21 protein-coding genes are annotated in these 24,561 nt (G+C 63.7%); 12 read left to right on the forward strand and 9 right to left on the reverse strand.

The window, feature by feature from the left end; all coding sequences use genetic code 11:
- Positions 1 to 59 precede the first annotated feature (59 nt).
- The 4 genes from C4J84_RS11260 to C4J84_RS11275 all read left to right on the forward strand — a co-directional run bounded on the left by C4J84_RS11260 (position 60) and on the right by C4J84_RS11275 (position 4,208).
- The gene (locus C4J84_RS11260; protein WP_124366795.1) at positions 60 to 650 is read left to right on the forward strand and encodes an antibiotic biosynthesis monooxygenase; all 591 of its coding nucleotides are present in this window, start codon (positions 60 to 62) and stop codon (positions 648 to 650) included.
- Positions 647 to 2,485, forward strand: coding sequence for an amidohydrolase (locus tag C4J84_RS11265; protein WP_124370486.1), 1,839 nt, complete (start codon positions 647 to 649; stop codon positions 2,483 to 2,485). The genes C4J84_RS11260 and C4J84_RS11265 overlap by 4 nt, the downstream gene beginning before the upstream one ends.
- 27 nt (positions 2,486 to 2,512) lie before the next feature.
- Complete coding sequence (gene ycaC / locus C4J84_RS11270; protein WP_057722054.1) at positions 2,513 to 3,130, forward strand: isochorismate family cysteine hydrolase YcaC; 618 nt, start codon at positions 2,513 to 2,515, stop codon at positions 3,128 to 3,130.
- A gap of 196 nt (positions 3,131 to 3,326) precedes the next feature.
- Positions 3,327 to 4,208, forward strand: coding sequence for a LysR family transcriptional regulator (locus C4J84_RS11275; RefSeq protein ID WP_124370487.1), 882 nt, complete (start codon positions 3,327 to 3,329; stop codon positions 4,206 to 4,208).
- On the opposite strand, the gene C4J84_RS11280 is transcribed toward C4J84_RS11275, so the two are convergent.
- The gene (locus tag C4J84_RS11280) at positions 4,195 to 5,232 is read right to left on the reverse strand and encodes an AraC family transcriptional regulator (protein ID WP_124407014.1); all 1,038 of its coding nucleotides are present in this window, start codon (positions 5,230 to 5,232) and stop codon (positions 4,195 to 4,197) included. The two genes, C4J84_RS11275 and C4J84_RS11280, sit on opposite strands and share 14 nt — an antisense overlap.
- A gap of 1 nt (position 5,233) precedes the next feature.
- Positions 5,234 to 6,148 carry a GGDEF domain-containing protein gene (locus C4J84_RS11285; RefSeq protein ID WP_124362570.1) on the reverse strand — a complete coding sequence of 305 codons (915 nt, stop codon included), beginning with the start codon at positions 6,146 to 6,148 and terminating at the stop codon, positions 5,234 to 5,236.
- A 380-nt stretch (positions 6,149 to 6,528) separates the two neighbouring features.
- Between C4J84_RS11285 and C4J84_RS11290 the strand changes: the two genes are divergently transcribed.
- The 5 genes from C4J84_RS11290 (at position 6,529) to C4J84_RS11310 (ending at position 12,987) form a co-directional block, all read left to right on the forward strand.
- Complete coding sequence (locus C4J84_RS11290; protein ID WP_124435337.1) at positions 6,529 to 9,033, forward strand: TonB-dependent receptor; 2,505 nt, start codon at positions 6,529 to 6,531, stop codon at positions 9,031 to 9,033.
- Positions 9,034 to 9,176: 143 nt separating this feature from the next.
- Positions 9,177 to 11,036 (forward strand): phytase, encoded by a 1,860-nt coding sequence (locus C4J84_RS11295; RefSeq protein ID WP_124435338.1) that lies wholly within the window; start codon positions 9,177 to 9,179, stop codon positions 11,034 to 11,036.
- 47 nt (positions 11,037 to 11,083) lie between these two features.
- A complete protein-coding gene (gene tolQ / locus C4J84_RS11300) occupies positions 11,084 to 11,776 on the forward strand; it encodes a protein TolQ (protein ID WP_124370492.1) in 693 nt (230 codons plus the stop codon).
- A 15-nt stretch (positions 11,777 to 11,791) separates the two neighbouring features.
- The gene (gene tolR, locus C4J84_RS11305; RefSeq protein ID WP_124370493.1) at positions 11,792 to 12,238 is read left to right on the forward strand and encodes a protein TolR; all 447 of its coding nucleotides are present in this window, start codon (positions 11,792 to 11,794) and stop codon (positions 12,236 to 12,238) included.
- Positions 12,235 to 12,987, forward strand: a complete 753-nt coding sequence (locus C4J84_RS11310; RefSeq protein WP_124370494.1) for an energy transducer TonB — start codon at positions 12,235 to 12,237, stop codon at positions 12,985 to 12,987. Before tolR ends, C4J84_RS11310 begins: the two co-directional genes overlap by 4 nt.
- Positions 12,988 to 13,108: 121 nt before the next feature.
- On the opposite strand, the gene C4J84_RS11315 is transcribed toward C4J84_RS11310, so the two are convergent.
- From C4J84_RS11315 to C4J84_RS11340, 6 genes are all read right to left on the reverse strand, one after another.
- Positions 13,109 to 14,053, reverse strand: a complete 945-nt coding sequence (locus tag C4J84_RS11315) for a D-isomer specific 2-hydroxyacid dehydrogenase family protein (protein ID WP_124370495.1) — start codon at positions 14,051 to 14,053, stop codon at positions 13,109 to 13,111.
- Positions 14,050 to 15,219, reverse strand: a complete 1,170-nt coding sequence (locus C4J84_RS11320; RefSeq protein ID WP_124435339.1) for an acyl-CoA dehydrogenase family protein — start codon at positions 15,217 to 15,219, stop codon at positions 14,050 to 14,052. Before C4J84_RS11320 ends, C4J84_RS11315 begins: the two co-directional genes overlap by 4 nt.
- Before the next feature lie 121 nt (positions 15,220 to 15,340).
- Positions 15,341 to 16,681, reverse strand: coding sequence for an LLM class flavin-dependent oxidoreductase (locus tag C4J84_RS11325; protein WP_124435340.1), 1,341 nt, complete (start codon positions 16,679 to 16,681; stop codon positions 15,341 to 15,343).
- 10 nt (positions 16,682 to 16,691) lie between these two features.
- The gene (locus C4J84_RS11330) at positions 16,692 to 17,666 is read right to left on the reverse strand and encodes an ABC transporter substrate-binding protein (RefSeq protein WP_124435341.1); all 975 of its coding nucleotides are present in this window, start codon (positions 17,664 to 17,666) and stop codon (positions 16,692 to 16,694) included.
- A gap of 83 nt (positions 17,667 to 17,749) precedes the next feature.
- Positions 17,750 to 19,333 (reverse strand): rhodanese homology domain-containing protein, encoded by a 1,584-nt coding sequence (locus C4J84_RS11335; protein WP_124435342.1) that lies wholly within the window; start codon positions 19,331 to 19,333, stop codon positions 17,750 to 17,752.
- Positions 19,330 to 19,941, reverse strand: a complete 612-nt coding sequence (locus tag C4J84_RS11340) for a cysteine dioxygenase (RefSeq protein WP_124366810.1) — start codon at positions 19,939 to 19,941, stop codon at positions 19,330 to 19,332. Before C4J84_RS11340 ends, C4J84_RS11335 begins: the two co-directional genes overlap by 4 nt.
- 213 nt (positions 19,942 to 20,154) lie before the next feature.
- Here C4J84_RS11340 and C4J84_RS11345 point away from each other — a divergent pair, with 213 nt between their 5' ends.
- Together C4J84_RS11345 and C4J84_RS11350 are read left to right on the forward strand one after the other, a co-directional pair.
- On the forward strand, positions 20,155 to 21,060 hold the full coding sequence (locus tag C4J84_RS11345; RefSeq protein WP_124366811.1) for a LysR family transcriptional regulator: 906 nt from the start codon (positions 20,155 to 20,157) through the stop codon (positions 21,058 to 21,060).
- 167 nt (positions 21,061 to 21,227) lie between these two features.
- The gene (locus C4J84_RS11350; RefSeq protein WP_124435343.1) at positions 21,228 to 22,022 is read left to right on the forward strand and encodes a class II aldolase/adducin family protein; all 795 of its coding nucleotides are present in this window, start codon (positions 21,228 to 21,230) and stop codon (positions 22,020 to 22,022) included.
- A 53-nt stretch (positions 22,023 to 22,075) separates the two neighbouring features.
- Here the strand turns inward: C4J84_RS11350 and tkt are convergent, their stop codons facing one another.
- Positions 22,076 to 24,133 (reverse strand): transketolase, encoded by a 2,058-nt coding sequence (gene tkt / locus C4J84_RS11355; protein WP_124435344.1) that lies wholly within the window; start codon positions 24,131 to 24,133, stop codon positions 22,076 to 22,078.
- A 174-nt stretch (positions 24,134 to 24,307) separates the two neighbouring features.
- On the opposite strand from tkt, the gene C4J84_RS11360 reads away from it, so the two are divergent.
- The gene (locus C4J84_RS11360; protein ID WP_124370504.1) at positions 24,308 to 24,532 is read left to right on the forward strand and encodes a DUF465 domain-containing protein; all 225 of its coding nucleotides are present in this window, start codon (positions 24,308 to 24,310) and stop codon (positions 24,530 to 24,532) included.
- The last annotated feature ends 29 nt before the right edge of the window (positions 24,533 to 24,561 follow it).

The raw sequence follows: 24,561 nt of genomic DNA on the forward strand, positions 1-24,561 counted from the left end.
CCGCCGTCCCAGCTCGGCAAACTTCCCCCATCGCTCAATGCCCTGGGGAAACATCCATCATGGACCCAACACCTAACACCAGCCCCGACGAAGTCGTCACGCTGGTCGTCAAGCACCGGGTCAAGCCCGGCCGCGAAACCGAGTACGAAGCCTGGCTGCGCCGCATCGTGCGCATCGCCGGTGAACGCCCCGGCCACCTTGGCGTCGACGTAGTGCGCAGCCAGCAGGGCGGCATGGCGCTGTTTACCTGCGTACTGCGCTACCGCTCCACCGACGCCCTGGAGTTGTGGCTCGAGTCGCCACAACGCCGGGCCCTGATCGATGAAGCGGCGCCAATGCTGGCCGACGGCGACCAGACTGAAATCGGCGGCGCCAATGAATTCTGGTTCGCCCCCCAGGCCGACGGCGCGGCCAAGCCGCCGCGCTGGAAACAGGCGGTGGTGAGCCTGTTTGTGATCCTGCCGCAAACCCTGCTCCTGCCGTTTATCTGGGGCCCGGTCCTGCGGTTGCACCCGTTTTTGTCCAACTACGTGGTCTCCACTTTCCTGGTCACCCTGACCATCGTGCTGCTGGTGGTTTACCTGCTGATGCCGGCCGCCACCCGCCTGTTCGCTCCCTGGCTTGAAGCCTCTGAAAAGGAAACCCTATGAACGCCGATCTGATTCTGTTCAATGGCCAGTTCCACACCGTGGACCGGGAAAACCCACGCGCCACCGCCGTCGCCATCCGTGACGGACGCTTCGTCGCCGTGGGCACTGACGGTGAAGCCATGGCCCTGCGCGGCAGCGCCACCCAGGTCATCGACCTCAAGGGCCGCACCGTGATTCCCGGCCTCAACGACTCGCACCTGCACCTGATCCGTGGCGGGCTGAACTACAACCTCGAGTTGCGCTGGGAAGGCGTGCCGTCCCTGGCCGATGCCTTGCGCATGCTCAAGGACCAGGCCGACCGCACTCCCACGCCGCAGTGGGTGCGCGTGGTGGGCGGCTGGAACGAATTCCAGTTTGCCGAAAAACGCATGCCGACCCTGGAGGAGCTCAACCAGGCTGCGCCGGACACGCCGGTGTTCGTGCTGCACCTGTACGACCGCGCCTTGCTCAACCGGGCCGCGTTGCGCGTGGCCGGTTACACCAAGGACACGCCGAACCCACCAGGCGGCGAGATCGTGCGCGACAGTAACGGCAACCCCACCGGCATGCTGGTGGCGCGGCCCAACGCGATGATCCTGTATTCCACGCTGGCCAAAGGCCCGAAACTGCCCTTGGAATATCAAGTCAACTCCACCCGCCAGTTCATGCGTGAACTCAATCGCCTGGGCCTGACCAGCGCCATCGATGCCGGCGGCGGTTTCCAGAACTATCCCGACGACTACGCGGTGATCGAGCAACTGGCCAAGGACCAGCAGTTGACGGTGCGCATCGCCTACAACCTGTTCACCCAGAAGCCCAAGGAAGAGCTCAGCGACTTCAAGAATTGGACCGGCAGCGTCACTCTGCACCAGGGCGATGACTACCTGCGCCACAACGGCGCCGGCGAGATGCTGGTTTTTTCGGCTGCCGACTTCGAAGACTTCCTCGAACCGCGCCCGGACCTGCCGCTGACCATGGAACAGGAGCTGGAACCGGTGGTACGCCATCTGGTGGAACAGCGCTGGCCGTTCCGCCTGCACGCCACGTACGACGAGTCGATCTCGCGCATGCTCGACGTGTTCGAAAAGGTCAACCGCGACATACCGTTCAATGGCCTGCCGTGGTTCTTCGACCACGCCGAAACCATCACCCCGAAAAACATCGAGCGCGTGCGCGCCCTGGGCGGCGGCATTGCGATCCAGGACCGCATGGCGTTCCAGGGCGAATACTTCGTTGAGCGTTACGGTGCCAAGGCCGCCGAAGCCACGCCGCCGATCAAGCGCATGCTCGCCGAAGGCGTACCGGTAGGCGCGGGCACCGACGCCACGCGGGTGTCGAGCTACAACCCGTGGACCTCGCTGTACTGGATGGTCAGCGGCCGCACCGTCGGTGGCCTGGAATTGCACGCCGAGGGCTTGCCGCGCCTCACCGCGTTGGAACTGTTTACCCACGGCAGCGCCTGGTTTTCGTCCGAGCAGGGCAAGAAAGGCCAGATCAAGGTCGGCCAACTGGCAGACGTGGCGGCGTTGTCGGCGGATTTTTTCAGTGTCGATGAAGAAGCCATCAAGTGGATCGAATCGGTGCTGACCGTGGTTGGCGGCAAGGTGGTCTACGGCGCCGGTGATTTCGAAGATTACGCACCGCCACGCGTTCCGGTACTGCCGGACTGGTCGCCGGTGGTCAAGGTACCGGGGCACTGGCGCCCCAGCTCACCGCTGCAGGCTCAAGTTCACCAGTGCAGCGGCCCTTGTGGCGTGCACTCCCACAGCCATGAAAAAGCCCGCCTTTCCAGCGTGCCGGTCAGCGACTTCCAGGGTTTCTGGGGTGCGTTTGGCTGTTCGTGCTTTGCCTTCTGATTGTCACTACCCAAAGGAGTTACCCGCATGACTTATTCGCGCTTGAACAAAGATGATGCTGTTGTACTGCTGGTCGATCACCAGACCGGCCTGATTTCGCTGGTGCAGGATTTCTCCCCCAACGAATTCAAGAACAACGTACTGGCCCTGGCCGACGTGGCGAAGTTCTTCAACCTGCCGACCATCCTGACCACCAGCTTCGAAAGCGGCCCTAACGGCCCGCTGGTACCGGAACTCAAGGCGCTGTTCCCGGACGCGCCGTACATCGCCCGCCCTGGCCAGATCAACGCCTGGGACAACGAAGAGTTCGTCAAGGCTGTCAAGGCGACCGGCCGCAAGCAGATCATCATTGCCGGTGTCGTAACCGATGTGTGCGTCGCGTTCCCGACCTTGTGTGCCCTCGATGAAGGCTTTGAGGTGTTCGTGGTCACCGACGCCTCCGGCACCTTCAACGAAACCGTGCAACAAGCCGCCTGGGCGCGCATGACTGCGGCCGGTGCGCAACTGGTGAACTGGTTCGCCGTGGCCTGCGAGCTGCAGGTTGACTGGCGCAACGACATGGAAGGCCTGGCCAACCTGCTGTCGCCGCGCATCCCCAACTACCGCAACCTGATGAACAGCTACTCGGCGTTCACCGCCAAGTAACTCGTCCTCAAACCTGTCGGTAATCCCTGTGGGAGGGGGCTTGCCCCCGATAGCGGTGTATCAGTCAGCTTATTTGTAGCTGACCGACCGCTATCGGGAGCAAGCCCCCTCCCACATTTGCCTGTGTTCACATTTTGATTTGTGGTGCTGCGACCAACCGGTTATAAAACAGCCCATCGTCCACCGAGAAGCGACAATGAACCCTTTCGAAGACATGCGCCTGTTTTGTCAGGTCATGGAATCCGGCAGTTTCACCGCCGCCGCCGAGCAACTGGGCCTGTCCAAGCAGTTTGTCAGCCGCCGTCTGATCCAGCTCGAAGATCGTCTCGGCGTGCGCCTGCTCAACCGCTCCACGCGTCGCCTGGATGTCACGCCTCTGGGCCAGAGTTACTACGAATCCGCCTTGCGCCTGCTCAGTGATGTGGAGCAAGTGGAGCAGGGCATCGCCGGTCAGAACAGCGAACCGCGCGGCACCATTCGCCTCAGCGCGCCGTTGTCATTTGCCATGGCGCATCTGGGTTGCCTGTTGCCGCTGTTCTTGCAGCGCTATCCCGAGGTGGCGGTGGAAGTCGACCTCAGCGACCGCCCCGTGGACCTGATCGGCGAAGGCTACGACCTGGTGTTGCGCATCGGCACCCTGGAAGATTCCACCTTGATCGCCCGGCGTATCGCCAGCATCCCACGGGTCTACTGCGCCAGCCCCGACTACCTGGCCCTGCGCGGCACCCCGCAAAAGCCCGATGACCTCTCCGCCCACGATTGCCTGCCCTACGGCCACGGCCGCCACGTGCAATGGCGCTTCAAGGGCAAGCTGCAAGCGCTGAACGTGAGCGGGCGCATGCGGGTCAATAACGGCGACCTGCTGCGTGACACCGCGATTGCCGGCCTGGGCGTGACCTACCTGCCGACCTTTATCGTCGGCGACGCGTTGAAGGACGGCCGCCTGGTCAGCGTACTGGACGCGTTCGCCCCCGAAGCTCTGACCTTGTCGGCGGTGTACCCCCAGCATCGGCAGAGTTCGCGGCCGGTGCAGGCGTTGGTCGAGTTCCTGCGCGAACGCCTGGCTAGCGGCTGCTGAACAACTGGCGGATCAGGCTGGGCGTGCTGCCGGTCCAGCGCTTGAACGCGCGCCGAAAGTTCGCCGCATCGTTGAAGTTCAGGTACGCGGCGACTTCATCGTTGCTCAAGCCTTTGACCTGATACAGGTGCAACGCCATGTGCTTGCGTACCCGGTCCACCTGTTGCTGAAAGCCGGTGTCGTGCTTGTGCAGCTTGCGCTTGAGGGTCGCCGGACTCATGGCGAAGGCCAGTGCGGCCTGTTCCAGGCTCGGCGGCTGGCGTACGTGCTCGCGCAGGTAGTCATGGAGGCAGTCGAGGAAGCTGGCGGCAAAGCCCAACTGGTCGATCTGCTCGCGGGCGTGCTGGCGCGCCACCTGGCCTGCCGTGGCCGAGGCACCGGGCCAGGCGCGGGTCAGGTACTCGCGCGGCAGGCACATCATGTCCAACGGACGTTCGAAGCGCGTGTGTTCGCCCAGGTGCACCCAGTATTGCTCCACATAGCGCGGCTCGGCGTGGCTGAAAGCGCACACCCACGGCAGGCGCTGGCCGCTGAGCCATTGGCTCATGGCCACCAGCGAGGTCATGCTCGCCTCCAGCACAAAGCGCCAGTGCTCGCCGGCGCCACAACTGTCCCGCCAGTACAGGTAGGCATGGTGCTCATCCAGCTCCAGGTTCAACGTAACCAGCGGGCTGAGCAGCACCTGTTGCTGGATCAGGATCTCCAGCGCCTGGTGCAGATTCTGCGCATGCCCCAGTGCATGGCTGGCCGCGCCATAGTGGCCGGGCAGCAAGCGTTGGCCAAACAGGAAACTGCTGTCATCGGCGTCCAGCAGTTTGCGGCTGTTGCCGATCACGTCGAGGAACTGCCGGGGGCTCAAGCGGGCGTTGCCGGCCAGGATGTCTTCGTGGAACAGCCCGGTGCCGCGCAGCAGGCGATGGCTATCGATGTCCCGGGACAAGGCCAGGTCGATCAACGTGGCGGGCTGGTAATGGCCGGGAATGAAGCGGCTGTCGCTTTCATACCAGCTGGCTTTGACGGCCATCTCAGGCGCTTTTCGCAAGGGGTTGCTTAGCCCGCGCCAGGGCCAGGTTCAAGCGCCTGAGCAGGTCGTGGGGCGGCTCGTCCAGGGCCATTACCACCGCCGTGGTCGCCGCCAGTTGCAGACGCTCGCCCTGCAGTCGGGTTTTGTGCGCCAGGCTCTGCACCGCCTGCTGCAACTCCAGCGCCAGCCCTTGGGCCTGGCGCTCGCCGGTGTTGGCCAGCAGCACCACAAAACGGTCGCCGGCCAGGCGGCACAACAGGTCCTGGCGGCGCAGGTTGAGCAACAGCACATGGCTGACCGCCTGCAGCACCGCATCGCCCTCGGCATGCCCGTAGGCCTGGTTGATGGCGGCGAAGTGGTCCAGGTCCAGGGCCAGCAGCGACAGCGGTTGCTGCTGGTCGCGGCTGTCGTGCAGGCTGCTTTCGAGCTGGCGCTTGAGGTAGTCGGCACCGGCCAGGGGCGTGAGTTTGTCGAACAGCCGATGCTCGCGGAACAGGCGCTCGCGCTTTTCCATCTGTGCGCTGATCGCCAGTTGTTCGCGGTGCCAGTGGTAGATGCCGATCGTCAGCAGGATCATGCCCACCGGCATCGGCCCCGACTCCAGCCAGTGGTCCCAGGTGATGCTGTCGGGCAGGCGAATGAACTCGTCGAGGCTGTCGATCCACCAGGAAAAGAAGATGCACGACAGGCCCAGCGCCAAGTAGTTGGTGACTCGTCCGGCGGGGCGGCTTTTCAGCACCAGGCCCAGCCATATCAACGCGAGCAGCGCCGAACCGCCTTCACCGACGATATCCAGCCACACCCACTCACTGAGGCTTTTGAGCTCGCCGCAGGCCAGGTGCAGGATCAGCCCGAGGTTGGCGGCGATCAGCAGCAGGGCGAGCTTCCAGCGATGGGGTTTGAGCACGCAGAACATGGGGGCGGGTCCTTGGGTGATCCAGTCGTGGGCGCCAGCACAGCAGATGCATGTGACGGTTGGATGACGGTGGGGGAGGGTCGGATCAGCTCACGTCAAAGGGCGATGAAAATCAAAATGTGGGAGGGGGCTTGCTCCCGATAGCGGTATATCAGCCAGCCTATTTGTCGCTGACCCACCGCTATCGGGAGCAAGCCCCCTCCCACAGGGGAACTGCTGAGGTCATATCAGCTCATTTCAGGCCGAAAACCTTTGCTAACCCCCGGTTTACGGGCCTTCACACCGAGTTCTGTCACAGAACCGTCATCCCCCACCCCTAGCTTGCCCTTCCAGTTGCCGGGCCCCTTGCCTGGCGCCAACGGATTCTTGGGGAGGGTTTCATGTACAAGCGCACCGGGCTCGTCAGCTTTACGCTTACCGCCTTGGCCCTGGCGATCACCTGCGAGCGGCTCAACGCTGCCGAGACCGAGCATGTCGAGGTGGTTGGCCAGGCCGCCGCCATCGGCAGCGCCCTCAAGGAACAGCGCAGCTCCGACAGCATCAAGAGCGTGGTGCATGCCGACGGTGTGGCGCAGTTGCCGGACGAGAACGTCGCCGAAGCGGTGCAGCGGCTGCCGGGGATCAGTGTGGAGCGCGACCAGGGCGAAGGCCGGTTTGTCAGCGTGCGCGGCCTGGGCCCGGACCTCAACAGCGTGACCATCAACGGCACCCTGGTGCCGTCGCCCGAGAGCGAGCGCCGCGCGGTGGCCCTCGACGTACTGCCCTCGGAACTGGTGCAGTCGCTGTCGGTGATCAAGACCCTCACGCCGGACATGGACGCCAACTCCCTCGGCGGCACCGTCGACGTGAAAAGCCTGTCGGCGTTCGACCACAAGGGCCTGTTCTATACCGGCAGCACCGAGGCCAGCTATGACAAGAACACCGCCCAGACCAGCCCGAAACTCTCCGGCGCCGCCAGCAACCGCTTCAGCCTTGGCGACGGTGTCGACAACTTCGGCGTGGCCGCGGCCCTCAGTTGGCAGCAGCGTGATTTCGGCTCGGACAACGTCGAGACCGGCGGCGCCTGGGATTTCAGCAACGGCGCCAGGCTCAACGAGTTCGAACAGCGCGACTACGACATCCGCCGCGAACGCGCCGGTGGCGGGCTGAACTTCGACTACAAGCCCGATGACCTGAGCAGCTACTACCTGCGCACGCTCTATAGTCGCTACAAGGACACCGAAACCCGCAACGCCGCCAGCCTCGAATTCGCAGACCCCCAGGCGCCCGGCGAACTGGGCGAAGCCGAGGGCAAGCGCAAGCTGAAGAACCGCGAAGAAACCCAGCAAATCCAGTCCTACGTGTTCGGCGGCGAACGCATGCTCGGCCTCTGGACCTTGAGCGGCCAGGCCGGCTACAGCCGCTCCAGTGAAGACAGCCCGGCGCATATCGCCGGCGCCACCTTCGACGGCGGTGACTTTGCCGACAGCGGCTTCTACGACACGGCCAAGCCACGCCCGATCATCGGCAGCGGCTTCTACGACCCCGGCAATTTCACCCTCGACAAGGTCGACTGGGAAAAACAGCACACCCAGGACACCGAGAAAAACCTGCGCCTGGACCTGGCCCGCGACTATGACCTGAGTGGCTACGCCTCCCAGTTCAAGTTCGGCGGCAAGGTCAGTCGGCGCCACAAGGACAACGACCTGGAGGCCTGGGTCTACAAGGACTTGGATGAACATGGCTTGACTGACGAACAGCTCAACCTCAGCCAATTCCAGAAGGGCAATGTCGACTACCGTCTTGGCCGCTTCGGGCCGGGCATCAGCGCGGGTAACATCCGCCAACTGATCGGCGGTCTCAACCGCGATGACTTCTACGACCCCACCGAATCCCGGGTCAACGACTTCACCATCCACGAAGACATCAACGCCGGCTACCTGATGAACACTTTCGATATCGACGACTGGCGCTTCATCGCCGGGATGCGCTACGAGGGCACCGAGTTCGACGCCAAGGGCACCGGCGCCACGGACGGCCAGTTCAGCGCCACCGAGACCAAACGCCGTTATCACCACTGGCTGCCGGGCCTGCATGCGCGCTACCAGATCGACAAGAACACCCAGGTGCGCGCTGCCTGGACCAAATCCGTGGTGCGCCCGACCTTTGGCCAACTGGCTCCCGGTTTCGTGATCGACGATGACGAGGCCACCTTCGGCAACCCGGACCTCAAGCCCCTGGAATCGAGCAACCTGGACCTGGGCATCGAACACTTCATGGGCCGCGCCGGTACCGTGTCGGCGTTCGTGTTCTACAAGGACATCCAGAATTTCGTCTACAACACCGACGTCGCCGGCACTGGTGCCTGGGCCAACTTTGCCGAGGCCCACACCTTCGCCAACGGCGACAGCGCCAAGCTGTATGGCCTGGAACTGGCCTACTCGCAAAAATTCGACTGGCTGCCCGCGCCGTGGAACGGCCTGCTGATCGGAGCCAACAGCACCTTCAGCCGCTCCAGCGCGGATATCGAGGGCTTCGACAGCGCCAGCGGCGGTAACCGCAAGCGCAACATCAGCCTGCCCAACCAGTCGGACACCGTCGGCAACCTGATGCTGGGCTGGGAGGACGACAGGCTCAGCCTGCGCGTTTCGGCCAACTACAAGTCGGCCTACCTGTACGAACTGGCGTCGATCAACGACAAGGCCCACGACCTGCATGTGGATGCGCAGACCTTCGTCGATTTCAGCGCGCGTTATTCGCTGAGCAAAAACCTGCAAGTCAGCTTCGAGGCGCAGAACCTCACGGATGAGTCGTACTTCGTCTACACCGGCCACCGCAGCTACAACGGCCAGTACGAAGAGTACGGGCCTACTTACAAGCTGGGCCTGACCTTCACCCATTTTTGAATTCAACCCATTCCCAATGTGGGAGGGGGCTTGCTCCCGATAGCGGTGTGTCTGGCAGCACATGCATTGACTGAGCCACCGCCATCGGGAGCAAGCCCCCTCCCACATTGGATCTTCATCGTATTCGAAGGATTTGCCTGTTCATGAGAATTTCCAAGCTGTATCTGCTGATCGCCCTGGTCACCAGCGCCAATGCGTTCGCCATCGACATGACCCCGTGGGCACCCAGCCTGAATGCCGAAGCCGTGGTCTTCCTGCCCAACGCCACTCAACGCCTCGCCGCCAGCACCCGCGATGGCCTGTTACTGCTTGACGATAAAGGCGCCGAACTGGCCCGGTTCAAGGGTAATTTCAGCAGCCTCGACACACGCACCGTTGGCACTCAAACGCTGGTCGCCAGCCTCGACAACGATCGCCAACAGGCCTTGCTGATCAGCCTGGACAACGCCGGCAAAACCTGGGGCAAACCCCTGTACCTGCCGACCCGCGATTACCCGGTGAATGGCCTGTGCCTGTACCGCGATTCGGCGGCCAACCTGTTTGTGTTCCTGGTGGGCGAGGAGGGCAAGGGCGAGCAATGGCTGGTGGGCAACGGCGCGACGCTGCTGGCCCAGGCGCAGCGTGTACGCGGGCTGCCGCTGCCGCCATCGGCGCAGTTCTGCCAGGTGGACGATGCGGACGCGCGCCTGGTGGTGAACGAGGCCAATATCGGCTGGTGGGCCTACCCGGCGCACCCGGAAGCCGCGGTGAAACGCACGCCCGTGGCGCTGTTCGATGATCCTGCGCGCGAAGCCGGCGCCATGGCGCTGGTGCCGGGTGGAATGGTGGCCCTGGACCCGAAAACCGCGCAATTGCATCTGTTCCAGCAAACCGGCGAACGTTGGGTCGAGCAGTCGAGCCTGAGCTTGCCGGGCCTCAAGGAGCCGGAGCAACTGGCGATCCACGGCCGGCAGTTGCTGGTACGCGATGACGACAGCGGCCAGCTGTATCAGGGCCGCCTCGACTGGCAGGCCACGCCGGTGCCGGCTGCCCCGGTGTTGCCCCACGTCGCCGCAGTGCGCCAGACCGAACCGGTGAGCCGCCAGGGCGATGCGGCGGATGATCCCGCGATCTGGATTCACCCGCACACCCCCGCGAAAAGCCGTGTACTGGGCACCAACAAAAAACAGGGCCTGCTGGCCTACGACCTCAACGGCAAGCTGTTGCAGGAACTGGCCGTGGGCCGCCTGAACAACGTCGACGTGCGCCCCAACTTCAAGCTTGGTGCACAGACCGTCGACCTCGCCGTCGCCAGCAATCGCGATCGCAACAGCCTGAGCCTGTTCAGCATCGACCGGCAGAGCGGCGAGCTGCAGGCAGCCGGCGAAGTGCCGACGCCGCTCAAGGAAATCTACGGCATTTGCCTGTTCCAGCCCGCCAGCGGCGAGCTCTATGCGATCGCTAATGGCAAGGACGGCACCTTCCTGCAATACCGCCTGAGTGCGCCGGCCGGGCGCGTGCAGGGCGAGCTGGTGCGCCAGTTCAAGGTCGACAGCCAGCCGGAAGGCTGCGTGGCCGACGATCAACGCCAGCGCTTGTTTCTCGGGGAAGAAGACGTCGGCGTGTGGGCGGTGGATGCGCGTGCCGACCAGCCGGCCACCTTGACCAGCGTGATCAAGGTGGGTGCGCAGCTGCATGCGGACGTCGAGGGCCTGGCGCTGTACCAGAGCCCCGCGCGGGATTACCTGGTGGTCTCGAGCCAGGGCAATGACAGCTACCTGGTGCTCGACGCCGAACCGCCGTTCGCCGTGCGAGGGGCGTTTCGCGTCGGTTTGAACGCCGCCGCCGGCATCGATGGCGCCTCGGAAACCGACGGCCTCGAGGCCACCGCCGTCAACCTGGGTGGGCCGTGGAGCCAAGGCATGCTGGTGGTGCAGGACGGGCGCAAGCGCATGCCCGAGCAAGCCCAGAATTTCAAGTTCGTGCCTTGGGACGAGGTGACCCGCGCATTGAAATTACCCTGAGCTGTCATCACCCAGTCACGCGTATTTAATCGAATAGGAGCTTCACCATGCATGCGACGATGGAACATATGACGATCTGGAGCTTGATCAGCGACGCCAGCCTGTTGGTCAAGGCGGTCATGGTCACCTTGCTGTTGGCATCCTTGATCAGTTGGTACCTGATCATCCGGCGCGGCAGTGTGCTGCGGCGCCTGGAGCGGCAGTTGCACGCCTTCGTGGTGCGCTTTCGCGCCGCATCGGATCTGCAACCGCTGTATCGCGACGCGGTGCAGGCGGGCGAGGGCGGTGTGGCGCCGATTTTTATCGCCGGCCTACAGGAATACCAGCACCTGCACCACCACGATCCCGCAGTGCTCGAAGGCGTGGAGCGCGCCTTGCAGGTGGCGATCACCGAGCAGGAGCTGGAGCTGGAAAAGGGCCTGCAATTTCTCGCGACAGTGGGCTCGGTCAGCCCCTACATCGGCCTGTTCGGCACGGTGTGGGGCATCATGAATTCGTTCCTCGGCTTGTCCCAGGTGCAACAGGCCACGCTGTCGACGGTGGCGCCGGGCATCGCCGAAGCCTTGATTGCCACGGCCATCGGCCTGTTCGCGGCGATCCCGGCGGTGATCGCCTATAACCGCTTTGCCGCGCGCAGCCAAAGCCTGCTCACCCGTTACTACGCCTTCGGCAACGAACTGCAAGTGCGCCTGCACCGTGCCCTGCGCGGTACCCCGATCAACCTGGCCGTGGCCGCCTGAACAAGGAGCGAACCGATGTTGACCAGGCCGCAACGCAAGCACGGGCCCAAGGCCGAGATGAACGTGGTGCCTTACATCGACGTGATGCTGGTGCTGCTGGTGATCTTCATGGTCACCGCGCCCATGCTGACCCAGGGCGTGAAGATCGAGTTGCCCAAGGTCGCCGCCGAGGCGCTGGCCACTGACACCCGCCAGCAGATCCTCACGCTGTCGGTGCAGGCGGACGGCGGTTACTACTGGAACCTGGGCGGCGAGCTGGATACCCGGCACCAGACCGACAGCGCCGTGAGCCTGGAAGAAATGGGCGCCAAGGTCATGCAGGTGGTGGCGGCGCGCAGCGACACCCAGGTGTATATCCGCGCGGACGACAACGCCGGGTACGGCCGCGTGGTGGCGGCCATGGCGGTGTTGCAGAAGGGTGGTGTCAGCAACCTGGGGCTGGTGACCGAGGCCCCGCAATGACCGCGATGATCATGCACAGCCCGACACAGGCGCGGGCGCTACACAGCGACGGAATGTGGCGCATCAGCCTCGCGGCAGGCCTCGCCGTGGCGCTGCATGTGGCGGTAGTGGCGGCACTGATGCTGGGATGGTCGCCGGAGAAACCGGTGGTGGACGCGCCTCGGGTGATGCACACGCAACTGGTGATGATGCCGGCGCCGGCGCCGGCGCCGGCGCCTGAGCCTGAGCCTGTAGCGCCCGCATTGCCTGAGCCGGTTGCGGTCCCGCTACCGGTACCGGCCAAACCGACGGTTGACCCGCAGATCCAGGCGCAGAAAATCGAGAAGGCCGCGCTGGCGCGCAAACGGGTCGAAGCGCAGAAAATCGAGCAGCAACAGCAGCGCCTGGCCACCGAGCAACGCAATCGGGAGCTGGAACAGCAACGGGTGGCCTCCAAGAAAGCCCAAGTTGCCGTACCGGCACCCGCTCCCGCGTTCGACAGCCGCCAATATCAGCCCTTGAGCAAGGAAGCGCCGGACTACCCGGAGCGCGCACTGGACAAAAATATTGAAGGCGACTGTTCGGTGGAATACACCGTCAATACCCAGGGCCGCGTGGAAAATCCCAAGGTGCTGGACGGCTGTCACCCGTTGTTTATCCGGCCTTCGCTGGCGGCGGCGAATACCTTTCGCTATCAGCCCAGGGTCGTCGACGGCCAGCCAGTCGCCGTGCCGGCGGTGCGCAACACCTTCCACTACCGCATCAAATAATGGCGAACACCGAACCAAATGTGGGAGGGGGCTTGCTCCCGATAGCTGAGTGTCAGCCACTGCATCTTTTGACTGACCCACCGCTATCGGGAGCAAGCCCCCTCCCACAGTTGGTTTTGCATCAGGCGTTCGCTACGTTGGCTAACTCAAGGCCGTCCACGTAGCGCTCCAGATTGGCCAGAAACGTATCGGCAATCTCATTGCGGCTATTGGTCGAAATCGCCGACGTATGCGGCGACAACCGCACCCTCGGATGGCTGTACAACGGATGTCCATCCGGCAACGGCTCCGGCTCGGTCACGTCCAGTGACGCCAGGCCGATCTGGCCGTTATCCAACGCTTCCAACAATGCTTCCTGATCCAGCAACCCACCGCGCGCGATATTGATCAGGTGCAGCCCCGGCTTGGCGCTGCCCAGCACGTCACGGTTGATGATGTGCCGCGTGGCCTCGGTCAGCGGTGCTGCCACCACCAGGTGGTCGGCACGGGCGAACAGGTCGTGGATATCCTTGGCGGCTTCTACACCCACGCCAAATGGTGCCTGGCTCTGCCGCAACGCGACGACATGGATGCCCAGGGCCAGGGCTTTCTGCGCCAGGCTTTGACCAATCGCGCCGAAGCCGAGGATGCCCAGGGTGGTGCCCTTGAGTGGGCGCAGGGCGGTGAATTGCCATTGCGCGTCTTTCACCCAAATGTCCGGCAAATGCTTGGAGGCGGCAAAGATCGCCGCCAGGGCGAACTCGGCGAGGTTGTCGGCGGCGCTGCCCCGTGAGGTGGTGACCGGAGGGCCGTTGAACAGCCAATGCGGGTAGAAGTCGATGCCCGATGACACCAGGTGCACCCATTGCGCGCCGTAGGGCCAGCCCGGTGGTGGCGTGTCCGGTGCAGTGTAGCCGCGCACATTGATGGGGCGCAGCAACAGGATATTCGCCTGGGGCGGCAGGTCGCTCGGCACGCCGGCGGGCACGCCGATCACCTGGGCGTGGGGGTGCCGCGTGGCCAGACGTGCGCGGATTACGTCGTTGTAGTCCTCGTCCAACTGGCTGGCAATAATCAGCTGACTCATGTGCGTTCCTTCTGACGTTGGGCGAACACCGCTTTACCGACGCCTTGCAGCACGGCGTCGTTCTGCGGGGTGTGGACGCGACTGCACAGCACATCGCGGTAGTGCCGTTGCAGTGGGCTATGCCGTGACAGGCCGGGGTTGCCCGAGGCCTCGATAGCCAACTCGACCGCGCGGATAGCGTTGCCAGTCACCAAGTACTTCAATTGCGCTGCATTGGCGGCCGGCGTGTGGCCGTCGGCGGCGGCATCGAGCAGGCTGCGGTTGGCAAACAGCAGGGTGTCGATATGGCCGACGGTCTCCTGGAAACGCGGCAAGGTGGACAGCGCCGCGCCGAGGTTCGACGGTTGGCGTTCTTCGAGCCAGTTCACCAGCCAGTCCCGCGCGGCTTGGGCCACGGCGTCGTACACCGAGGACAGCAGCACCGACATCCACAGCAGGCCCTCGCCATCCAGCTCCGGCTGCGGCGCGCTGCGCGGGCTGACGCTGACGGCGTGGTCCAGCGGCACCAGCACGTTGTCGAGCACCACTTCATGGCTGCAGGTGGCGCGCATGCCCAGGTGATCCCAGGTGTCGATGATGCTCACGCCGGGGCTGTCCTTGGGCACCAGCCAGGCGCCCACCAGCGGGTCGGCATCGTCGCTGCGCGCCCACACGCTGAACCAGCTCAGGCCATGGCTGCCGGTGGAGTAGATTTTGCGCCCGCTGATACGCCAGCCTTCGGCGCTGCGTACAGCGGTGGTCGCCGGCAAGCCGCCACGGGCCGGCGTGCCCAGGTCCGGCTCGACGCGCAGGGCGTTGATCAGCGCGCCATGGCGCACCGCATCTTCGCCGACACGCTCACGCAAGTGCCGGGGCCAGGTCTTGCTGTCCTGCAAGCGGCTGTGCTGCAGGTATTGCATCACCAGGATCAGCGCGGTGGAGGGCTCGCCCTTGGCGATTGCGCTGATAGCCTTGCGCGCCAGGGGCAGGCCGGCACCGCCGCCGCCGAGGGCGCTGGGCACGGTGAGAGCGATCAGGCCGTGCTCATGCAGCCGCTTGAAATTATCGTGGGGGAAGGCGCCGCTTTCATCATAAAGGTGGGCAGTGCTGGCCAGCTCGGCGCTGAGGCGCTCGAGGGTGGCGTCGAAATCGACGGTTTCCACGGCACGTAGAGACGATTGAGTCATCAGTATGTACTCGGTCAAAAATGTGGGAGGGGGCTTGCTCCCGATAGCGGTGGTTCAGCCAGTGGATGTACCGCCTGACAGATTGCTATCGGGAGCAAGCCCCCTCCCACAGGGGATGGTGTCAGGCCAGGGCTGTCTCAGGGGCTTCAACCGAGCTGTAGCGGTTGGCCGGTACGTCCAGGCCGAGGTTGTCGCGCAACGTCTGGCCGCTGTACTCGGTACGAAACAGCCCACGCTGCTGCAGCACCGGCACCACCAGCTCAGTGAAGTACTGCAAGCCATCGGGCAGCACCGAGTTGATGATGAAGCCATCGCTGGCTCCCTCTTCGAACCAGCGCTGGATCGCATCGGCGACCTGCTCCGGCGTGCCGACGAAGTCGCGCTTGGGCCGCGAGAACCGCAGCGCCACTTCGCGCAGGGTCAGGCCTTCGTCCCTGGCCAATTGCTTGATGCGTTCGGAACCGCCTTTCTGGCTGTTGGCACCCAGGTCGCCGAGTTCCGGGAACGGTGCGTCAAGCGGGTATTGGCTGAAGTCATGGTCGTTGAACGGACGGCCGAGGGCGACGATGGCATCTTCGACGGTGACCAGTTCCACCGCCTGCTGATAACGGTTTTCCACTTCGGCGGCATCGCGCCCGACAATCGGGCGGATACCCGGCAGAATCGACAGGCTGTCGGGCTCACGCCCGAAGCCCTTGGCCCGGCGTTTCAAGTCGGCGGTATAGGCTTTGCCCTCGTCGACAGTCTCCACATGCACAAAGATCGCATCGGCATTCTGCGCGGCGAAGTTGCGCCCGTCTTCCGAGGTGCCGGCCTGGAAAATCACCGGCTGGCCCTGGCGCGAACGCGCGATATTCAGCGGGCCCTTGACCGAGAAAAATTCGCCCTGGTGGTTAAGCGCATGCAGCTTGTGCGGGGTGAAGAATTCGCCGCTGTGCTTGTTATAGGCAAAGGCGTCGTCTTCCCAGGAGTCCCACAGGCCCTTGACCACATTCAGGTGTTCCTTGGCGATGCGGTAGCGCACGGCGTGAGGCGGGTGTTCGGCTTTGCCGAAGTTATCGGCGGTGCCGCTCAGCCACGAAGTGACCACGTTCCAACCGGCGCGGCCACCGCTGATATGGTCCAGCGAGGCAAACTGGCGCGCCACCTGGTAGGGCTCGGTGTAGCTGACGGTCACGGTGGCGACCAGGCCGATGTGCGTGGTCAGCGCGGCCAGGGCCGACAGGATGGTCAGCGGTTCAAACCGGTTGAGGTAGTGCGGGCTGGACTTGGCGTGGATATGCAGGCTGTCGGCGATGAACACGAAGTCGAACCGAGCGGCTTCGGCCAGTTCGGTCTGCTGTTTGTAAAAGCCGAAATTCGTGCTGGCGTTGGGTTGCGCCTGCGGGTGGCGCCATTCGCCCCAGCCGTGGCCGACACCGTGAACCATGGCACCGAGTTTCAATTGACGTGGCTTGCTCATGTTCTGCTCCTTAGCGCGATGCTTGGGAATTGGGGGCACGCTGGGTGTTGAAGCTTTTGTCGAAGCCTTGGGACACGTCGATGCGCCGGCTCAACAGGCCTTCCTTCTGGTAGGTGTCGGCGGTGGCTTGCAGGCCGCTGATCACCGCGTCGTCAATTTGTACCGGGGACAGGTGGGTGTCCTTGGCCACTTCAATGTGCACCGCCAACGGCAGGCCGGTGATTTTGGCCTGGGCGGCGGCGTATTCGTCGGGGTGCTTGTTGGCCCAGGCGTAGGCCCGGTCGACGCGGGCGACAAAGTCGTCCAGTTGCACGCGCTTGTCGGCAATGGCCTGGCTGGTGGCGGCGAAGTACAGGTGGTTGCTCAGCAGGTTCCTGCCGCTGACCAGCACACGGGCGTTGCTTTGTGAGGTGACTACGGTGGTGTAGGGGTCCCAGGTCGCCCAGGCATCGGCGGTGCCGTTATCCAGCACCAAGCGGGATTCGGCGGGCAGCAGGAAAATGAACTGCACATCCTTTGAGGTCAGGCCGGCGCTGGCCAGGGCCTTGATCGCCAGGTAATGGCCGATGGAGCCGCGCCCGGTGACGATTTTCTTGCCCTTGAGGTCGGCTGCGGTCTTGATCGGCGAATCCTGGGGCACCAGCAACGCGGTGGTGTTCCGCCCTTCGGCATGGATGATGCTGATCACTTTGAGCGACGCACCGGCGCCGAGGGCGAACACATAGGGCGCATCGCCCAGGGCGCCGACATCCACCGCACCGGCATTCAGCGCTTCGCCCAGGGGCGAGGCCGAGGGGAATTCCGACCACTTGATCTCGTAGGGTACGTTTTTAGTTTCGCCGGAGGCTTCCAGCAGCGCCTTGATCGTCGACTTCTGGTTGGCCACGCGCAGGGGTTGCAGGTCGGCGGCGTGGGCATTGGCAAGCAGGCCGAGCGCCAGGGCGCCGCCCAGCAGCAGGCGTGAGAGGGGGGTATTGAACAGCATGGGACAAACTCCAGGCGTTGGGTAAAGGAAGGTACCTCCGCCTGGAGAAGGGGTCGGATTTCCGGGAACGGTGCAGCGGTGGATCAGATCACGTAGAAACCGTGGGTGCCGTCGCGAGCCAGTTGCTCGACCAGGCCGAATTCCCAATCCAGGTAGGCTTGCATGGCTTCCCGTGGGTTATCGGTGCCTTCATAGGGGCGGCGGTAGCGGTCGATACGCGGTGACGCCAGGTGCGTGTCGCCTTCTTCGAGCGGCAGTTGCGCGGCGATCCAGGCGGCGGTGCCGCCCTCCAGCAGGAACACTTGCCGGCCGGTCAGGGCTTCGACTTCGGGCACCGCCAGGCGCGCCAACTGGCTGCTGCCGCAGGTCAATACGTAGCGCTGCGCGCGGGGCACCTTTGCCAGCGCCTGGGGCAGTTGCGCACGCAACGTCCACCACGCACCGGGGATATGGCGCTTCACGTAATTGGCGCTGGCGGTGAAGTCCAGCACCACCGTGTCGCCATGTTCGAGCCAGTCGGCGAGGGTGTGCGCGCTGATCAGTTCGGCCTGGGGTGGCGCGGGCACCGGCGCGACCCAGGCGCCGTGTTCGCTGAAATGCGCGGCGTGCACCTCGTCGAGCACATAGACGTCCCAACCCAGCTGGGCGAGCCAGGAGGCCGACATATTTGCACGCACGCCGTCATCGTCCACCAGCACCAGGCGCGCGCCACGCACGCTGGCGACATGGTCGGTTTCCTGCACCAGTTGCCCGCCCGGTGTGGAGCGGGCGCCGGGCAGGTGGCCGGCCTCGAATTCTTCCGGGGTGCGCACGTCGAACAGGTAGGTGGTGCGTGTCGCGTCCTGCTGCCAGCGTTGCAGATCATCGAGGGTGGCACGGCCGACGCGGGCCTTGTCGGCCACGCCGCGGGCAGCTTGAGCGGCGATCTGGCGATGTTCCTCGCTGGTGGGCGCAAAGCGCCTTGCTTGACCATGGGCGAGTGTCTGCCCGGCCAGGGTCCAGCCGATGGTGCCGTTGCGCAGCGCCGACACCGGGTTGGCTACGCCGGCATTGATCAATGACTGGGTGCCGATAATGCTGCGGGTACGCCCGGCGCAGTTGACGATAATGCGCGTAGCCGGGTCCGGGGCCAGTTCACGGGCGCGCAGCACCAGTTCGGCGCCCGGCACGCTGATGCCGGTGGGGATGCTCATGGTCTGGTATTCATCGAAACGCCGGGCGTCGAGCACCACCACATCGGCCTGGCTGTCGAGCAGCGCCTGGACTTCCTCGGCCGCCAGGGACGGCGTGTGGCGCTGGCTTTCCACCAGTTCGCCAAAGGCCTTGCTCGGTACGTTGACGTCGATAAACAGCTCGCCACCAGCCTGGCGCCAACCCTCAAGCCCACCTTCCAGCAGGCTGACCTGGGTGTAACCCAGCGCAACCAGGCGTTCGGCGGCACGCTCGGCCAGACCTTCACCGTTGTCGTACAGCGTGACCTGGGTATCGCGACGTGGGATGCGCGCATACACCTCCAGTTCCAGCCTGGACAGGGCAATGTTCACGGCAAACAGCGGGTGGCCTTCGGCATATGGCGCTTCCTCGCGCACGTCTACCAGGGCGACTTCCTCATGGTCCAACAGGGCCTGGCGAATCCGGGCGTAGTTGCGGGTCGATACGGTGCTCATAGGGCAGGGCTCTTTTCTTTGGACAGGTCCCAGATATTCGGGAGGTAGGCGTTGGAATAACCGGAGATAAACAGCTTCTCGCTGCCGTCGGGTTGATACACCGCTCGACGCACCGCGCCGATGTTGGCGCCGTACACATGAATGCTGATGGACACCTGGTCGTCGTAGGCATTGCTCACCTGATGGATATCACCGATCTTGGGCGACACCGCTTCGACTTGGCCCGGCAGCAGTTGCACCGGCGTGCCCTCGGCGACCAGCGCGCCATCGGGCGCCCGGGCAAAACCCTGGGAAAATTCCGCGCCGCGCAACATGCCGATCAGCCCCCACACCCGATGATCATGAATCGGCGTGCGTTGACCCGGCCCCCACACAAAGCTGACGATACTGAAACGCTGGCGCGAGTCGGCATGCAGCAGAAATTGCTGATAGCGCTCGGGGTCGGGTTGGGCGAATGCGTCGGGGAGCCAGTCATCATGGCTGACCAGTTGCGCCAGCAGCTTGCCGCCACGGTGCAGCAGGTCGCCCTCGCGCGGGTTGCCGTCGATCAGCTCAGCCAAGGCGCCGATAAAGGCGCGTAATCTCTCGGGGTGTCGGGCCTGGCTCATGAACATTCCATTCGCGGTAGTTGATGGGCTTATCTAAGCATAATGTTTGTGGTTAATATGCTATTTTTTAATGATTAGCTTATAGCTGTAAGTAATTTAGAATCGTCCTGTATAGCGTTAGACGTTATTGATCACAGCACGGGCTATCCAGACCGGGTGACGCCAACTATGCTTGGCGCACATCTTAATGACTGTTCTCTATGTGCGGCCCAAATGAAAATTGACGATATCGATGCCTTTGTCGAAGTGATTCGTTGCCAGTCCATCAGCCATGCCGCCGAGTCGTTGCAGTTGACCCAGCCGGCCATCACCCGCCGTGTGCAGAACTTCGAGCAGGCGCTGGGGGTTGAGCTGTTCGACCGCAACACCAAACCGCTCAAGCCTACGCTGATCGGCACCCGGGTGTATGAGCAGTGCCGCTCGATCCTGCGCGAGATGGACGCGCTGCGCGAGCTGGTTGCCACCGACGCACCGCCCAGCGGCGTGCTGCGCCTGGGGGTGCCGCAGACCATCGGCGACGTGGTGCTGCTCGATGCGCTCAAGCACCTGCGCAGCGAGTACACCGACCTGCGCGCCCAGGTGGCTACCGGCTGGGGCAGCCAGTTGGTCGGCAAGATCGAGCGCGGCGAGCTGGATGCGGCGGTGGCGTTATTCCCGGCGGGCAAGATTTTTCCGGACAATATCGTCGGGGAGTCCATCGGTAAAATGGACCTGGTGGTGGTGTGCGCCACGGCGCAACTGCCGAAAAAGCCGTGCAAGCTGGCCGACGTGTACCAGCACGGTTGGATCCTCAACCCGGACGGCTGCGGCTTCCGTGCCGGTCTGCAACGAACCCTGTCGGACCAGGGCCTGGCCTTGCGGGTGAACCTGGAAACCTTCGGCACCGAGTTGCAATTGGGGCTGGTGGCGGATGGGCTGGGCCTTGGCCTGGTGCCGCGCCCGTTGCTTGCGCGCAGTGCCCATCGCGAGCAACTGGCGGTGATGCCGTTGAAGGACTTCAAGCCGGTGATGGATTTATGGCTGATCTATCCGCACTTTCTTGGCAACCTGCAAGGGCCGGTGGATGCGTTTGGTCAATGGGTAGCCGATTCCCTGCACAAGATCCGCAACGCTGCCTGAATCCGTGTGGGAGGGGGCTTGCTCCCTCCCACATTTGTTATGTGTAGTTGCCGAGAATTTTATAAAAATTAATAATAATTAGGTTAGATTAAAATGTGCTTTTTATTATTTTTGCGCATCGCCTAGGCTGGCCTGGAAGTCCTTAAGGCCATCCAGGAAGTTTTGCCATGAGCAGCGTCACCTCGCTATCGAGCGTTTCCAGTACCGTCCGCCAACGCGTCACGCCAGAGGAATGGGAGGTGCGCGTCAAACTGGCCGCCGCCTATCGACTGGCGGCCTTGTACAACTGGACCGACCATATCTACACGCATTTCTCCGCCCGTGTGCCAGGCCCTGAGGAACATTTCCTGATCAACGCCTTCGGCCTGCTGTTCGATGAAATCAGCGCCTCCAACCTGGTCAAGGTCGACCTCGACGGCACCCTGGTCGATGACCCCACCGGCCTTGGCATCAACTACGCCGGCTACGTGATCCACAGCGCCATCCATGGCGCGCGCCACGACCTGCAGGCGGTGCTGCACACCCATACCCGCGACGGGATTGCGGTATCCGCGCAGAAGGACGGGCTGTTACCGATCTCCCAGCATTCCATCGCGTTTTCCGGACGCGTGGCCTATCACGGCTACGAAGGCGTGGCCCTGGACCTGGACGAACGCGAGCGGCTGGTGGCGGACCTGGGCGACAAGAGCGTGATGATCCTGCGCAACCATGGGCTGTTGACCGCAGGCATCAGCGTGGAGCATGCATTCCAGCAGCTGCAGGGGTTGGAGCGCGCCTGCAACATCCAGATTGCGGCGCAGGCAGGCGGGAATGCGGAACTGGTATTTCCACCGGCTGAAGTGGTGGCCAGGGTCGAGCAGCAGGCCAAGGTCTTCAGCAGTGGGGAAGGGCCGGGGGTGGCGCGCCATTGGAATGCCTTGATCCGGCAGTTGGAGCGTAGCGATACCGACTACAAGAATTGAGCCATCGCTGGTCCGGTGCAGCAGGGGAGCAAGCCCCTGCGCATCGAGAGGGGTTACTCAGCCCGGTTGTGCTGGAGTTGCTGCTTGGCCAGCTTCACCACATTTTCCTTAGTGAACCCGTACTTTTCCTGCAACTTCGCCAGCGGTGCCGACGCGCCAAAGCTGTTCATCACCACCTTGGCGCCGGTCTGCCCGACGTAGCGGTCCCAGCCCAACGGGCCGGCCTGTTCCACCACCACGCGCGCCTTCACCGCCGGCGGTAACACGCTGTCGCGGTAGGCCTGGTCCTGGTCTTCGAACAGTTCCCAACTGGGCATCGACACCACCTGCGCGGCAATGCCTTCGTCCGTGAGTTGTTCGTAGGCGGCGACCGCCAGGCTGACTTCACTGCCCGTGGCGATCAGGATCACTTCAGGCTTGTCTGCGCCGGCCAGCACGTAGGCGCCTTTGGCCGCACCGGAGGCGGCGGCATAGCGGCTGCGATCCAGGGTTGGCAGCGGTTGGCGCGACAACACCACGCAGCTTGGCCGATCGGTCTGCGCCAGCGCCACTTTCCACAATTCCAGGGTTTCGTTCGCGTCTCCCGGGCGCAGGGTCAGCAGGCCTGGGGTGGCGCGCAGTTGGGTCAGCTGTTCGATGGGCTGGTGGGTGGGGCCGTCTTCGCCGACGCCGATCGAGTCATGGGTAAACACGAAGACCACCGGCAACTCCATGATCGCCGCCAGGCGGATCGGCGGTTTCATATAGTCGCTGAACACCAGGAACGTCGAGGTGTACGGCCGCAGGTAGGACAGCGCCATGCCGTTGGCAATTGCGCCCATGGCGTGCTCGCGAATGCCGAAGTGCAGGTTGCGCCCGCTGTAGTCATCGGCGCTGAAACGGCCGGCGCCGTCGAAGGTGAGGTTGGTCTTGGTCGAGGGCGACAGATCCGCCGAGCCGCCGAGCAGCCAGGGGATCTGTTGAGCGAAGGCGTTCAGCACCTCGCCGCCCGATGCCCGGCTGGCGACACCCTTGGCATCGGTCGCAAAGCGCGGCAGGTCGGCCTGCCAGTGCTCGGGCATTTCCCCGGCGCGCATGCGCTGCAGCTCATCGGCGCGTTGCGGGTCGAGGGATGACAAGGTCTGGTTCCACTCGGCGTACAGCGGTTCGGCACGCTCATGCAGTGCGTCGCGCAACGTGGTGCGTGCCTCATCCGGCACCAGGAAACTGGAATCCTCTGGCCAGCCATACGCGGCTTTGGTCAGGCGAATTTCATCCTCGCCCAACGGCTCGCCATGGGCCGCAGCGGTGTTGTGTTTGTGCGGCGAACCGTAGCCGATCACGCTGTCGACCACGATCAGGGTCGGCGCGCCGGTATTGGCCTTGAAGGTTTCCAGCGCCACGCTCAAGGCTTGCAGGTCATTGGCATCGGTGACGTGCACGGTGTGCCAGCCATATGCCTGGAAACGCTTGATCACATCTTCACTGAAGGCCAGCTCGGTGTGGCCCTCGATGCTGATGGTGTTGTTGTCGTAGATCCAGCACAGGTTATCCAGCCGCAAATGCCCGGCCATCGACGCCGCTTCGCTGCTGATGCCTTCCATCATGTCGCCGTCACCGCACAGGGTGTAGACGTCGTAGTCGAACAGCACCTGGCCGTCGCGGTTGAACCGCTGGGCCAGCCACCGCTCGGCCATCGCCATGCCCACGCTGTTGGCGCAGCCCTGGCCCAAGGGGCCGGTGGTGGTTTCCACCCCGGTGGTCATGCGGTACTCGGGGTGGCCCGGGGTTTTGGAACCCATCTGCCGGAACTGCTTGATGTCGTCCAGGCTGACCGCCGGCTGCCCGGAGCGCTTGCCGTGGGCGTCGATTTCCACCACGCCGGCCAAGTGCAACAGCGAATACAACAGCATCGACGCATGCCCCACCGACAACACAAAGCGGTCGCGGTTGGGCCAGTCGGGATGCTCCGGGTGGTAGCGCAGGAAGCGACTCCACAACGTGTAGCCCACCGGCGCCAGGCCCATGGGCGTGCCGGGGTGGCCCGAGTTGGCCTTCTGCACGGCATCCATGGCCAGTGTGCGGATGGTGTTGATGCATTGCGTGTCGGCAGCAGTGGCAGTGTGATTCATAAAACCGGTCTCCCTCGGGTGGCGATCTACAGTGGAGGGCAGGGCACGGCAAAGGTTTGATCCCATCGCCGGGGTTACGACGAACGGGGATGGTTTGACCTCGAACATGACAAGACCCCCGGGAATGGGCTAGTTTCAAGGGGTAGACCATTGATCCATTTGTGGAGGTACGCCATGCCAGTGAAACACGACCTGTATCAGGACTTGGGGATGAGCAAGGAAGTTGTTCACGAACGCAGGGCGAGTGACAAGCGTCTGGACTCGTTGCTCACGCAATACGACGCTGCCGATGGGGAGGTGCTGAAGGCGGAGTCGGCAAGTGCCAACGATGAGGATGTGGAAAAACTGAAGAAGAAACGGTTGCTGATCAAAGATGAAATTGTCGCAAAGTTGAGTTAAGCAAAACTCCAACCCGTGGCGAGGGAGCA

Origin of the sequence: Pseudomonas sp. R11-23-07 (genome assembly GCF_003852295.1) — a bacterium.
Taxonomy (GTDB): domain Bacteria; phylum Pseudomonadota; class Gammaproteobacteria; order Pseudomonadales; family Pseudomonadaceae; genus Aquipseudomonas.